The 15,032-nt window shown below is 33.9% G+C and carries 8 protein-coding genes; 1 reads left to right on the top strand and 7 read right to left on the bottom strand.

The window, feature by feature from the left end:
- Positions 1–14 precede the first annotated feature (14 nt).
- The 7 genes from PW52_RS17805 to PW52_RS17215 form a co-directional block, all read right to left on the bottom strand.
- Positions 15–1,490, bottom strand: a complete 1,476-nt coding sequence (locus tag PW52_RS17805; protein WP_052823515.1) for a PKD domain-containing protein — start codon at positions 1,488–1,490, stop codon at positions 15–17.
- A 21-nt stretch (positions 1,491–1,511) separates the two neighbouring features.
- Positions 1,512–2,720 (bottom strand): hypothetical protein, encoded by a 1,209-nt coding sequence (locus PW52_RS14015; protein WP_240475190.1) that lies wholly within the window; start codon positions 2,718–2,720, stop codon positions 1,512–1,514.
- A gap of 13 nt (positions 2,721–2,733) precedes the next feature.
- Complete coding sequence (locus PW52_RS14010; RefSeq protein WP_044633599.1) at positions 2,734–4,287, bottom strand: RagB/SusD family nutrient uptake outer membrane protein; 1,554 nt, start codon at positions 4,285–4,287, stop codon at positions 2,734–2,736.
- Between the two features lie 6 nt (positions 4,288–4,293).
- The gene (locus PW52_RS14005) at positions 4,294–7,518 is read right to left on the bottom strand and encodes a SusC/RagA family TonB-linked outer membrane protein (RefSeq protein WP_044633598.1); all 3,225 of its coding nucleotides are present in this window, start codon (positions 7,516–7,518) and stop codon (positions 4,294–4,296) included.
- A gap of 400 nt (positions 7,519–7,918) precedes the next feature.
- Positions 7,919–10,204 (bottom strand): heparinase II/III domain-containing protein, encoded by a 2,286-nt coding sequence (locus PW52_RS14000; RefSeq protein WP_044633597.1) that lies wholly within the window; start codon positions 10,202–10,204, stop codon positions 7,919–7,921.
- A gap of 94 nt (positions 10,205–10,298) precedes the next feature.
- Positions 10,299–11,213, bottom strand: coding sequence for a T9SS type A sorting domain-containing protein (locus PW52_RS17220; RefSeq protein ID WP_052823514.1), 915 nt, complete (start codon positions 11,211–11,213; stop codon positions 10,299–10,301).
- 155 nt (positions 11,214–11,368) lie between these two features.
- Positions 11,369–13,996 (bottom strand): chondroitinase-B domain-containing protein, encoded by a 2,628-nt coding sequence (locus PW52_RS17215; protein WP_082050921.1) that lies wholly within the window; start codon positions 13,994–13,996, stop codon positions 11,369–11,371.
- 268 nt (positions 13,997–14,264) lie between these two features.
- On the opposite strand from PW52_RS17215, the gene PW52_RS13985 reads away from it, so the two are divergent.
- The gene (locus PW52_RS13985) at positions 14,265–15,029 is read left to right on the top strand and encodes a ParA family protein (protein ID WP_044633596.1); all 765 of its coding nucleotides are present in this window, start codon (positions 14,265–14,267) and stop codon (positions 15,027–15,029) included.
- The last annotated feature ends 3 nt before the right edge of the window (positions 15,030–15,032 follow it).

Raw genomic sequence — 15,032 nt, 5'->3', positions numbered from 1 at the left:
TAAACTGCAATTAATTAAAATCCTGGTGTTATAATATCAATATTATCAATAAACACTTCATTACTACTATCTACTGCGTTTAGCGCTCTTACATAAATAACAGCTATATTCGATGATGCTTCAAAAGTAAACGAGGTTGTTGTAAACGTATCACTAGTGCTTGAAGATTTCGAACTGTTAAAGTCGTTAGTAATGTTATAGTAAGCATCGGCAAAATTTTCAATTCCAACCTCGGTAGTTATTTCGGTATTTAAGATATAGACTTCAGTGTTTATACCTTCAGCTTCAGATCTAGTATCAATAGTAAACGTATATTCAACACCCGGCTCAACAGCCACTAATTGGTATAAACGACGACAGTTATTACTTAATTTAACACCTCTACCGCCACCCGCGTTTGGACCAAATTTGTTACCATCACTAGTCGATCCTGGTTGCTCATTTGTACAATAGGTTGCATCGATATAGGCATTTAAATCGGAATTATTCCATAAGGCTCTATACGGACTATCTATTTCTCCTAAAACATCATCAATTACAGTACTATTTGGTGTCATATCCCAAGCATCGGCATTATCGCCAGTATTCGCTGTATGATCATTACAGTCACTATTTTGAACGATAACTTTAAAAGTAGGTTCTACACCACCAACAGGCACTGGTTTAGTAATACTTCTTGATACACCTGCGTCGTTAGTTGTTGTTAAAGTAACATCATAAGTTCCAGCAACGGCGTAAGTATGTGATGGATTAACCTCTGTTGATGTGTTTCCATCTCCAAAATCCCAACTATGTGACACTGCTAAAATAGAAGCATCTGTAAAACTTACATCAAGCGAAGACACATCGAATGTAAAATCTGGCACCGTAGACAACACTAAACCTTCGATATTTTTAGTTACCGATGATTCAACTCCTAAATAATTAGTAGCGGTTAAAGTTACTTGAAAAGTTTCAGCAGTTTTGTACGCATATACTGGATTGTAATCTGGATCATCGGTTGTATCTTCTTCAGTCCAGTCAATAGTTGTACCATCACCAAAATCCCAAACTAAACTGGCAGCACCAGTAGTTAAATTTGTAAATGTTACTTCTGAATCTACAGAAGTAAAACTAAAATCGACAGAAATTGGAGACACCTCGGTAGAAGCCTCAGCAACTAATCCGTCAGAACTAGTAGTTGTTAAAGTTACTAAATACAATCCACCATCGGCATAAGTATAATCTGGGTTTGCATCGGTTGATGTGTTTCCATCACCAAAATCCCATAAATAAGAATCTGCATCGGTAGAGTAACTTCTAAATATTACAGTTAAGTTATCGTCTGCACTTGTACTAGTTGTAAACAATGTGTTTGGTTGTATATTGTTTACATTTCCAGTAGGCGCTTCAAACGGTTCGTAACCGCTATCGTAACAGGATATGAATATTAGCGATAATGCTAAAACAAAAATACCTGCAACATATTTTCTATTTGTTTTGAAAGTCATAATACTTTAATTTAAAACTTATTATTGTTTAACGGTTATAGCAAAAGCATCTAATCTTGCTTCATCTCCAGAATTGGTAGCAAAAATGATTACTGATTCGTGTTCACCTGCTTCGAAAGTAATAGCATGCTGTTTAAATACATCTACAACTCTACCATCATTAGTATCGGTTCTTGAAGCAATAATATTAGCTTCTAATTGAGCATCTGCATAAGATGCTGTATTTGGCGCTAAAATAGACACCTTCATATCTCCAGTTGCAGCCATATTAAAGGCACTAAAGTAAGTCATTACATATTCGGCTCCTGGTGTTACTTCAATTTCTTGATAAGCAACCCTTGTTCCGTCTGAAGGAAATTTAGCAGCCTGAATACCATCTGGTAAAATACCTTCCTCAGACTTAGAGTTAATTTGAATTACAGTGGTACCTCCACCTACAGGACTCCATGCATCGTTGCTTGGTACTCTCCAAGAATCTCTTCCATCTCCACTTCCATCGAACAAACTATTATCCTCGAAACCAGGCTCTGCTATTTCAGGTACTGGTATTGTTGGAACGGCTTGATTTACTGTTACAATTTTTTCGGTAATATCCGATTTTCCTAAATTATCTGTTACTGTTAAATAAACAATATAATCTCCTGGTTCAGGGAATTCAATAATTAATTCTTGATCTTGTAAAGTTGCTGCATCTAACGCTTCAATTTGTGCCTGATAATTTGCGACATTTTCTAATGTTTCTTCGCTAAGCGCAGCATTGGCAGCTTCCAACTCTACTTCAAGAGCTGCTATTTCATCTTCTATAACTGCTGCTTTTGCGGCATCAGCTTCACATGGTAATTTAAATTCTAAATCAGCAATATCTTCTTCAATAGCCACCACTGTTGCTAATTCTGCATCAATTAATAATTCTAAAATTTTTAAATCTGGGTTAACCAAATTAAAATTAGTTACCGCATCACCATTACTATCTGTAAAAGCCCATTGATATTGCGTACCATTTACAGCAAGATTAGATCCTGCTTGAAAATTGTATTCGTACTTTGCCCAAAGCTCAACATCTTCACAATTAAATTGTGAGGTTGTAATATCTGTAAAATTATAAAATGGTGTTGGCCCTGTAAAATCTTCTAAATCGCCAACATCGGCTAAATCATCACTTACACAAGAAGCTATTGTTATAAAAGCAACTAAAGTGAAGCATTTAATGTTTAATAAGTATCTTTTCATAATTTTCTTTTTTTTAGTAGCCACTATTTTGTGTGTAAAAATTAGGTAAATTATCTATTTCTCTTTGCGGGAAAGGAAGATATTTCATGTCCGGATTATAGTTCAAACTATTGGCATCAGAGAAGGCTTGTAAAACAGCATCGGCTTGCCCAAATCGAATTAAATCGTATAATCTTTGGTTTTCGTATACAAACTCTAAACGACGTTCGTTTAACAAATCAGCTTTTGATAAATTTGCCAATTCATCTTTTCCCGCTCTTAACCTCACCTTATTAAAGGCGTCAAGAGCTCGAGTATCTGTTGTGCTATCTGAATCACCTAAAATAGCTTCCGCATAAAGTAATAATACATCTGCGTAACGTAACACAATCCAATCATTATCTCCAATTTCGCCATCGGTTGGATATTTAGAGTTAAATGTATCTGTTGTTATTTCAAAAGGATTGTAAGTTATAACATCTATAGTTCCATAAAAACGAACTGGTTCAAGCTCTGGCGTCATAATTTCTAACAAATCTAATGTTGCAAGATTTACACCATTTGATCCACCTTGAAGTGTCATAGCAAAACTAAACGATTCTGAGTCTGTTTCAATTTGATCATCTAAACCACTATCACTAGTTACATAATTATCGCTACTTTCGTAATCATATGCAATAGAAAATATAACTTCATTATTCTTTTCTAATCCAGAATTGTTTGTCCATGATCCATCTGGAGTTCCATCGGCATCAGAATAAGACCCAACGAATTCGTTACCAAATACATTTCCAAAATTTATAACCTGGTTGTAATTATTTTCACCTGCAGACAATGAGGCATCGTAATCTGTGTATAAAAGATCATAACCATAAGAAGAACTATTCTCAATAACAGATGCTAAAAGCAACTCTGCCTCTGTATAATTTGGATTTGGCTGGCTTAAATAAGCCTTTGCTGCCAAACAAATTGCCGCTCCTTCTGATGGACGATACTTATCTGCTGTTACTCCACTTAAATATGCAATTGATGTTTTAAAATCGGCAATAATTTTTTCATAAACCTCAGCTTCTGGTAATTGTGGGTAATCTAAAGCTTCATCTGATGCCACATCTAAAACTTTATCGATATATGGCACATTTTGGTAGGCTCTAACAAGATTGAAATGACACAAAGCACGCATAAAATAAGCTTCACCTACCGCATATTGGTAACTTTCTGGCGCTAAAAACCTGTTACTAATAATAGTATTTGCATGTTTAATAGTTGCCATATTATTTGAATAATAGGTAGCAACGTCACCATTGTTAGGATCGACTAAATAGGCACTAATATTAGGCAAGTTACCATTTGCAGAGTTTGCTCTACTATTATCAGTTCTAAGTTCAACAAGTAAAAACTCATTAGCCGGAACTTTTTGATAGGCATCTAAAACACCATTTGCTAATAATTCGAAACCATTATTTGTTTGTAACAACTCCTCTAGCGATAAGGCTGTCGGATTATTAAGATCAAGTTCTTCTTCACAGCTTGAAAATAACGCCAATAAAGAAAAACAAAGTATAATATTTTTGAATATCTTTTTCATAACTAATTAAAATTGAAAGTTAATTCCCGCTGAAATTGTTCGTACTACAGGACCATCTCCTCTTTGGTAACCTGTGGTTAACGGTGTATTTGCATTATTCGAGGTTTGCCCCTGAGCTTCTGGATTAAAACCTTCGTAACCACTAGCAGTAAAGAATAACAAATTCTCTCCTGTTAAATAAAATCTTAACCTATCTATGCTATATTTAGATGTAAATGACTCAGGAATGGTATACCCAATAGTAACATTACGTAAAGCAACAAATGATGCGTCTTGAATATGATCGTCTGTATACCTTCTATGAACCGTTAAATCTAAATCTGGAAAATTTGAAACCGGATTTACAGCTGATTCACTAGCGTAGTACAATTGATCTAAATCGGCTACTCTAACCTCTGCACCATGCGACCCTTGCCACTGAAAAGCAAAGTCGAAAGCATTCCAAGTTATATCAGAGTTAAAGCCCCATGTAAAATCTGGGTATGGACTACCTAATTCGGTTCTATCTTCATCATCAATAATTCCATCGTTATTTAAATCTTTCACATAAACATGTGCAAAATCGTTATTAAAACGGTTGAAGGGATTATCGATCCATTCTAAAGGAATTTCTTTTTCATAAACCCATCCATAAAAACTTGTAATAGGCTGACCAACTTTAGCAATGAACTCGGTAGGTCTGGTATCTTGATCGATTCTAGAAATGATTTGTTCGTTGTTTCCTAAACTTATTACTTCGTTTCTATTTAGCGCAAACTGCCCAGAAAGTCTCCAGCTAAAGTTTTCTGATGTTAAAATTCTAGAGTCAAGCTCTAATTCTACACCCGAGTTTTTAACTTCACCAATATTTTGAAGCCAGTTATCTGTTCCATAAACTGCTGAAACTGGTGCAAACAGAATTAAATCTTCACTTGTTCTGGTATAATAATCGGCCGAAAAGTTCAATAAACCTCTACCAAACGTAATATCAACACCAGGATTAAATTCTATTAATTTTTCCCATCCTAAATTAGGGTTTGCTAATGTAATTGCTTTTACTGCTGCTAATGAGTTATAACCTACAGAACTAAATGTTTCGTCGAATCTGTAAAGCGAATCATAAATATTTGAAGAAATTTCATTAGAACCAGATATACCATAACTTGCTCTTAACTTAAGAAATGAAATAACATCGCTTGATGACAAGAAATCTTCACCCGACACAATCCAACCTACAGAAGCTGCTGGGAAAAACCCAAAACGTGTATTAGAACCAAAGCGAGTACTACCGTCGGTACGTGCAGAAATTTGTAATAAATATTTTTCGTCGTAATTATAATCTAATCTTCCAAAGTAAGACACTAATTTATCTGTACCGTTATCTGTAAATGTTGTTCCGCCATCGGCAAGAGCAATATTATTATTAAAATCATTTGTATAACCAACAGCTTCAGAATCTTGAGAGAAAAAGTCTCTTCTAGTATATTCAAATCCTAGAACCGTGTTTAAATTATGTTTACCAAAACTTTTATTATATTTTAATATAGATTCGAACGCATATTGATTTAATTCATCCCTACTTACAAATCTATAAGCCTCTTGGTCTCTGTTTTCTTGACCATAGTAATAATCGGCTTCGTTAGTTTTATTATGTCTAAATACACCAGAAATGCTTTGTCTGAAGTTAAGTCCTTCAGCTAATTCAAAATCAATATAAGACGATGCATTTAAGCTTAATTTTCTTTTAGTTCTTGAACGCTCTAAGAAATGCACTAATGGATGAACGTTTTTAGTAGTAGAAAGCGTTAAACCACCAGAAGTTAAAGCACTTGCAAGAGGCAATCCTGTGTTAGGATCGATAGCGATAGATTGTGGATTGTCTGGATCGACAGTAAAAACGTGATCGAAAGCTCTTGAAAACCCGTAACTACCTTCTTCTAAATTTTCGAACAACTTACCGGCATCGGTAGATACACCAACATCTCTTGAGAAATTAGTAGTGTACTTTAAGTGCTCTTCATTTAAATAAAGTGGAATATGACCATATTGTCTTAACGGATCGGTAAATCTTGCAGGCAATTTGTCTTGATCGTTATAGTTTACACGTAACGTACCACCAAATTTAATTTTCTTGTTTTTAGATTTACTATCAACTTTAATTCTAGCATTATACTTTTTAAAGTTATCTGTTAATGCAATACCTTCATCTTCAAGATATCCTAATGAAGCTGAATAGTTTGTTAACTCAGAACCACCACGAGCGGCAAAAGAGTGGTTTGTAATTGTACCACCATTAAAAATTTCGTCTTGCCAATTTTTCCAGCCACCACCTAAAGAAGCAATAAACTCCATAGCTTCTAACTCGGCATAAGCAGAATTGTAATCGTTAATTACTCGACTATAGTTATCGGCATTGGTAATAGCATTTACCGTAGACTGTAACCCATCTAAACGTAATCTTTCTTGATTGATGGTTGTGTTAAAATTATCATTATTTGTAGCATATTTATAACCAGTAAATGTGTTGTATGAAAACCTTGTTTTACCAACAACACCTTTTTTAAGCGTTAATAATATAACACCATTCGCACCACGCGAACCATAAATAGCAACCGAAGAAGCATCTTTTAAAACACTAATAGATTCGATATTATTATTGTCGATAGACGCTAAAATATCGGCATCGTTTCCTAAAACAACACCATCAACAACAATAAGCGGCGACGATTCACCAGTAATAGAACCAGGACCACGTAATGTAATTTTTGGATCTCCACCAGCTTCCGAAGCCACAGTTTGTATTCTTAAACCCGCTACTTTCCCTCTCAATGCATCTTCTACGCGAGATACAGCAACATCTTCAATATCTTTAGCCGAAACTTTAGTTAAAGCACTAGTTACATTTTTCTGCTTTTGGTCACCATAAGCCACTACAACTATTTCATCTAGTTTAGCCAAATCTTCAACCAAAGCGACATTAATCGTTTTTTGTCCTGAAGCAATAACGCTTTTATTTTGAAATCCTATATAGGAATACTGAATAACTTCGCCGTTAGAAACTTTTATTTGATAATTTCCATCAAAATCGGTAGTCGTTCCTCTTGTAGTATTTAGTATAATGACGTTAACTCCTGGAATAGGAATACCGTCTTTTTCTGAAACGACCGTACCGCTCACAACTGTTTCTTGCGCAAACATTGTTACACTACAAAACAGTATGGCAATAAACGCTAGTTTGTTTTTAAAATTCATAATTAATTTAAGTTTAATAAGTCTGTTTTTATTACTAATAACTTGTTGTAATTAAATAGTTTTCAAATGATTGTTTAAACTCCTTTTTTATTGGTTATAGACATTTTCTGAAGAAAAGAAAAAAGGAAATACTGAGGTAGATAGATATACTATCAATGTTTTTTGTGGCTCATATAGTTTAGTTAAATTATAATTTATTATGGTAAACCAAACTGGTTTTTCAATCTGGTTTACCAAATATATGTTATTTTTCTGTTAAAAAAAAATTATACAGAATTTTAACAATAACTCCTAAAAATCTTCTTGAATTAATGAAAAAAACAGTTTTAAGCTCACCTAATATTTCACAATTTACATATGAAATTCTATTACTATTAATTTAAACTTTTTTTTGAAGAATTTAATTTAAATTCACTAAAGTAAAAACACCCGTCCAATTTATTAGTTGATCCTCAACCTCTAAATTATGCTGTTGATTTTCATCATTATTTTCATTTGAAATAATAAATAATTTTACAGTATTATTTTTAAGGGTTATTTTAACAGCAGTATAATCTGTAGCATTATAAACCGTAGTTATATTTTCAATATTACTATAAGCATTAATAGCTAACTCAGAAACCGGACTGTAGGTTCCATGCGATTCTATTGTAGAAACGAACAGGGCGTTTTTTGCATTTGTCTTCCTTAAAATTAAAGTTGGTTCATTTCTTAAATTATATTCGGGATCGTTGGCACCTATTCGTGCTAAAATAATTTGATCAGACGCATCGGTTTCTGATGTAATGGAATAAAATTTATTTTTATTCAACCAATTTAAAGTTATATTATCTCCATTAGCCACTGCTGAAGCTTCTTTATATAAATGTTGATAACCATAATCACCTCCCAAAATTGTAGGTTGACTTAATTTGTTATATTCAAAACTGGTTTGCATGATTTGTCCCAAGTAATAAAATGGCAAATCGTATTGGTTTGAATTTATTGATTGTACGCGCATAATATCTAACACATAAGGATTCCCCAAAGACTTATCATGGATTATCGCCATGGTGCGATGCATTTTTGTTCCCGGATACGCATTCTCTTCCTTTGCACTCGCCACCTGAATACTATCATTAGATACGTTAAACACATATGAATTAGAATGGTATTTACTACCTATTCCATATTTACCACTAAAATGCGATTTTTCGTTTTGAACCAAGGTATTATGAGCAATGGTTTGTTTTGCCCATGTTTTATTTTCTTTTAAATAATTACCCCCACCTTTTTGCTCAATATTCACATACCTTGCTAAGCCATAATCCTGGAGTACCTCGTCACCATTATCGAACATAGCAAATGAAAGCTTATCAAAATGACCATGACTTAAACCATGTGATGTATATTTAAAAACCACTTCTAAAGGATTGCTTCTTAAAATCCCAACTGCACCTTGTTTACCATTTGGTCCATCTGATAATTCTATAGATTTTTTTTCAAAGGGTTTTGCTTCACGGGCTTTTAATCCAAGCGCAACAGACAAACCTGCATCATCTAAAGTTACCTTATTTTGCTTTTCGGCAATACTTAATAATTCTGGATTTTTACCACCAAATTGATAAGCAATATCCACTGCAGATACCAAAGCACTGTTGTAATACGACATGCCTTTTTGAGAATCGTTTAGCAGAAAAAATTCTCCATCGGCATCGGTTAAATTTATTAATGCATTTACACTTTTAAGCAACACACTATCTTTAAACTTAAATACACCTAGTTCCGATTTTTTGTTTTGAAGCGCTTGAGCGAAAATTAAAAAAGGATACGACGCATAGCGTTGATAATATGGACCTTCGGTATAATAACCATCTGGTGAAAATGGCTCTTCTAAATTGGCGTAAAATCCTGCCTTACCATCTTTATTTATAAACCCGCCATCGTTATCCTTCATATTAGGATCCATTTTTAAATTTTTAATACCATAAAGTGCACGGTTAAGCAAGCTATCATCTTCCATAACCAAAGCAATCATACCTACAGCAACGCTTCCCCAAGTACTATGATTATGAACACGATTAAAAAATTGCGGATTTCCTGTTGATATAAAATTTGCAAAAGGTTTAAATAAATTGTCTTCCAAATCTGCTCGTTCGGTTTCAGATAGAAAATCATAAATACAATCGTAGGCTTGACTGGTATAAACCAACCAATTACTATCATTTAAACATTGCCAAAATAATTTTCCGCGAGCATAACTTCTTGGTTGCGGATGCACAGGTAATGTTGGATACAAATCTTTATAAGCAAACAACATATCCTTAACATAATTTGCATAAGTTTCATCATTTAAAATTTGATATAAAACTCCTGCCTTCTGCATAAAAACAAAGTTCTTTTTATGTCGCTCATGGGTATAGCCCCCTGAATAATCTTTAGGTATAGGCACATTAATACCATTTGTAATCTCGGTATCAACAACTTCCTTTGTTTCTTCAAGTGTTTTATCGAAAATTGGAATTAACCCCAAATTTGCACGAATATCTTTTACTCCTTGCGCTGTTAAAATTAAACTTGGGTGCGAAGCATCAGTTAACGCATTACTGTTATTGGTTTTTGAGTCTTCATTGTTTTTACACGCTAAGACAACAAATAGAAGCATCGCTAAAAAAGATACGCTTTTACAAATTTTAGATAAATTCATTTTATTTTTTGATAAATTTTAATACTCACTTAAAATATAAAAAGAAAGATTTAATACTAAACCTTTCTTTTTAAAGACTAATTCAACTATTCAATTATTCAATAATAATTTTTTTATTTAAGGAACCGTTGTCGGCTTCAATTTTCAATAAGTACAATCCCTTAGTTAAATTGCTAATATTTATCTTTTCCGTTAAAGCATCTCCAGCATAAACCTGTTTACCTATTACATTAAACAAGCTTACAGACTCAACATTAACATTACTTACAGCAGAAATATTTATATAATCTTTAGCTGGGTTAGGGTAGATTTTAAAACTTGAACCTAAAACTTCTTGAGTAGATAAAACAGTTGTATTAACAAGAGCTAAGTTATCTAATCTAATTTCAGAATCCCCATTCATCCATCCTTTATCTTTACTTGAATCACCGTGAGAAGTAGCATCATAAGCTCCAACAGCTCGTATAAAAATAGCGATACTAGTTTCGCTCCCTGTATTAAAAGTTATTTGAGATATTGCATTTGTATCTGTATTTCCTGGAGGTGCAACTTGTGAATAAGCTAACTGATTAGAGGCCATTTCAACGGCTGCAACAGTTTCGTAACCAAAATCTTGCTGTGCAGCAGTAGCCGGCGGCTCATAAGCTGGTGTGTAACCACTAATATAACCACTTCCCTTTAAAACAATTACTTCAATGTAATTGGTCGTTGTACTTGAAAGTTTAAAAGTGTAATCAAGATCTAATGTATAATTGCTATTTGCAACCACTTCAACTTCTTGATAAATTCCATCTGATTCAAAATCATCTAACTTAACAACATCGTTACCGCTTAAGGTAGAAGACTCTGCTTGATCAGCAATATCTTTATTAATCCAACCAGCACATGCACAGTCTGACCCAGAAGATTTTGCAATATTATCGAATGTAGCATTGTGAACCGTAGGCTGCATTTGAGCAAAACCTAGAAAAGTTGTTGTTAAAAACGAAAAGAGTAAAGTTTTTTTCATAATAGTTTAATTTAGTTTAGTTGTTTACTAACAAAGCAAGTTAGCGTTGTGGTGATTTTAGTGGCGAACCAAACTGGATTACCAATTTGGTTTACCAAAAATACATTTATTTTTTGTTTAAACAAAAATTTTAACATTAAACATTGCTCGATCATCTATTTGTATTGAGAAACCACTACACGTTTAGACTCAAGCAACTTATTTTTATTAAAAAAACTTAAAATATAAATTCCTGCAGAAACCTTGGAAACATCAAAACTTGAAACCAATTCTGTTAATTCTTGCTTTAAAATTAATTCTCCATTTAAACTATAAATCTTAACCTCGGTAGCTTCAAAATTTGGATTATTAACAACCAAGTGAGATGCTATAGGGTTAGGATAAATACTTATATTAGTTTTACTAAACACCGGATTAGACAAAGCATTAGATTCACCAAAAAATTCAATTTCTCCAATAGCACTCCAAACACTTGTTCTGACATTTCCTTCAGCGTTGAACCTTCCATAACCTATTAATTTTACATAACGTGCGTTTGCATCAATTTCATATTGATTAAAATCGGTTGTTCCGGTGGCGGTCAAAATTAAATCGCCCGAGCTTGGTAAAACACGTGAAAAATCGGTTGGATTTACTCCTGAAGTTGACACCCAAATTTGATACCCAAAAGATTCGGTTTTGTTTGTAGTTGTAAACTGAATTAAATCGAGCTCGTATTCAGAACCCAAATCATAAATAATATACTCACCATCACCTTTATAGTCGCCAGCAACCACTGCTCCGTCGTCTGCAGCCCAAACCGTACTATTATCTTTATCTAAAGTATTTGTTGCGTAATTAAACTTAGTTGTTTCATTAACTTCTTCCTTAGAAAAAGATTCAACCGAAACCGGATCGTTAAATTGCCCAGTATTTATTAAGGTATACAAACTAGTTAAATCTGCCGCAATTTGGTTTACTGTAATTGTTCGAGAAAGTGTTCCTCCTACAACCTCAATAGATGCCGAACGATCTTCGGTGGTCGTATTCTCATCAACCGTTATAGTAAAACTTCCATTATTACTTCCAGAAGTTGAAGAAATAGACACCCAATCGGCTGTTTCACTTACCGTCCAGTCTAAATTAGATGTTATAGTTACTGTCGCCATTCCACCTTCCACTTCAAATGCCGAAATAGTAGACACATAAAGCGTTTCGGTTTCTTCTCCATCCTCATAAGCAAATGGCCCAACATCGTCGGTTGTTAAAGGCGCATACCTAACACTTTCAGCGCTAAAATTATCGGCTCCTGGATTACTTGCGGTCGCTCTAGATTGCCCTTCGATATCTTCGGTAATAGATTCTGAAATTCCGCTAGCATAAAGCGGCGTATATACAGTGGTTCTGTACACACCTTCTGTCTCATCAAAATCCAAATACGGATTTTCATTTATAACCTCGGTCGTATCAAAGCTCGTGCTTGTAGCGCCAACTAGCAATTGCGCGCTACCTGTTGGATACATTAAATTATTTATCCATGTTATTTTATCGCCTTGGTCGTTATTAGTATCAACAATTTCCACCATTGCATTTTCAGAACCTGTAATTAGGTTATTAGCAATAGTAATATTTTCTAAATCTTTATTATAAGCATCATTATTGTCGTACCCAATTTCAATACCATGACTATTATTAACCAAAGTATTATAGGCAATCACCACGTCTTCAGCCCTAAAATGCTTACTCCAACTGGTGCTTTGCCCATCAATGGCATCTCCTAACGTTAAAGTAATTGGCGCATCCCAACGGGTACCTGTTAAGCCTTCCATATAATTATTAATTATTACATGATCGGTACCATAAATACGAATTCCACCAGTATATAAACTAGATCCTGTACTTGAACTTCCAATAGTTTTTCCGCCTCCAAAAAAGTAATTACCTTCTACTCTATTTCTATTTCCATGTCTTAAGGACAACGTTCCATAACTTTTTAAGAAGGTATTATGCCTAATTAGGTTGTCGCACGATTTTACCGAAATAATTTCGGGGTCGCCATCACAATCTTCAAATAAATTAAATTCTACTGTAGTATAACCACTAGATTGCGACATTTCGCTCCAACCAATTCTAATAGATTCCTGCTCGTTAGTCGCCCTCGGCCCGTTGCTATAAAAATAATTATGATCGATTCTGTCGTATTGCGATTGGTAAGGCGTGTCACTCGCATCGTCTGTAGACCCGTCTATTGTTAAATAATTCCCCAAATTGGATTTATTTTTAAAGATATTATGATCTATACGATTGTTATGACTTGGGTATTGAAACGGATAAACGGTGTCGTCCCAAACACCACCAATATAAAGCCACTTGGCAGAACTGGTTGTACTTTGCTCAAAAACATTTCTGCTAATGCGAATATTATTACAGCCTTCTAGTTTAATAATGGTTCCTGCATCAACCACATTAAACACAAAACCCTCAATAGTTATGTGTGATGATTTTTTTAACACAAATGATGACTCTCCTGTTAATGTAACACCACCAACAGTTTCAGCTTTAATAACAATAGGTTCACTCTCGGATGCCATATTCTCGAAAGTTGCCTCAAAATCTGTATAAGATCCGTTTGAAACTATAAAAGTCCCGCCATTTGTCGCAGCATTAACAGCACTTTTTAAGTCATCGGCATCGGTAAAATTTTGAGAAGTTATGCTCGTAGCAAACAACATTGCGAGCAAAAGCACTAGATTTTGAAATAGTGATTTCGTAGAGAAACCACCAATTAGTCTTCTGATTGTCATTTTAGTTTAAGTTTAGTTTAATTGGTTACCCAATTTGGTTTACCAAAAATAGCTTAAATTTTAATCTCAACAGGTAGATTATGGATATTTTTCACAAAAAAATCGTTTAAGCGCATACTATGCTTAAAAATAACTTCAAAACCATTTTTTCTATTTTAAACCAAGCTAAATTCCTTTGCCATAATTTGTTTACCAATTTGTTAACAAGTTCCGTTTTTATTACTAATAAATAATCGTATTTTTACCCCTAACAAAACCAAACTAATTAATGGGTAAAATTATAGCAATTGCTAACCAAAAAGGTGGTGTTGGAAAAACAACTACCTCAATTAATTTAGCAGCTTCGTTAGGTGTTTTAGAAAAAAAGGTGTTGCTTATAGACGCCGATCCTCAGGCTAATGCCACTTCAGGAATTGGCGTTGATGTAGAATCAGTCGAAATTGGAACTTACCAAATTTTAGAACATTCACACGGGCCTAAAGAAGCCATTGTAAATACTAGCACACCTAATTTAGATATTATACCTGCACATATTGACTTGGTAGCAATTGAAATTGAATTAGTAGATAAAGATAATCGTGAGTACATGTTAAAAAAAGCTTTAAATGACATTAAAAGCGACTACGATTATATTTTAATAGATTGTGCGCCATCGCTTGGTTTATTAACGCTAAACGCACTAACTGCAGCAGATTCCGTAATTATACCTATTCAGTGCGAATATTTTGCACTTGAGGGTCTGGGTAAATTATTAAATACCATAAAAAGTGTACAAAAAATACATAATCAAGATTTAGATATTGAAGGCTTATTACTTACCATGTACGATGCACGTTTAAGACTATCTAATCAAGTGGTAGAAGAAGTACAAAAGCACTTTAATGATATGGTATTTCAAACTATTATTCAGCGTAATGTACGTTTAAGTGAAGCCCCAAGTTATGGTGAAAGTATTATTAATTTTGATGCCTCAAGTAAAGGTGCAAATAATTACTTAAGTTTGGCCAAAGAAATTATTACTAAAAACTCCTAAAAT

It is taken from the genome of Neotamlana sedimentorum, from assembly GCF_000943565.1.
Taxonomy (GTDB): Bacteria; Bacteroidota; Bacteroidia; order Flavobacteriales; family Flavobacteriaceae; genus Neotamlana; species Neotamlana sedimentorum.
Note: the sequence above shows the minus strand (reverse complement) of the source record. Positions and strands in the feature narration are given on the sequence as shown.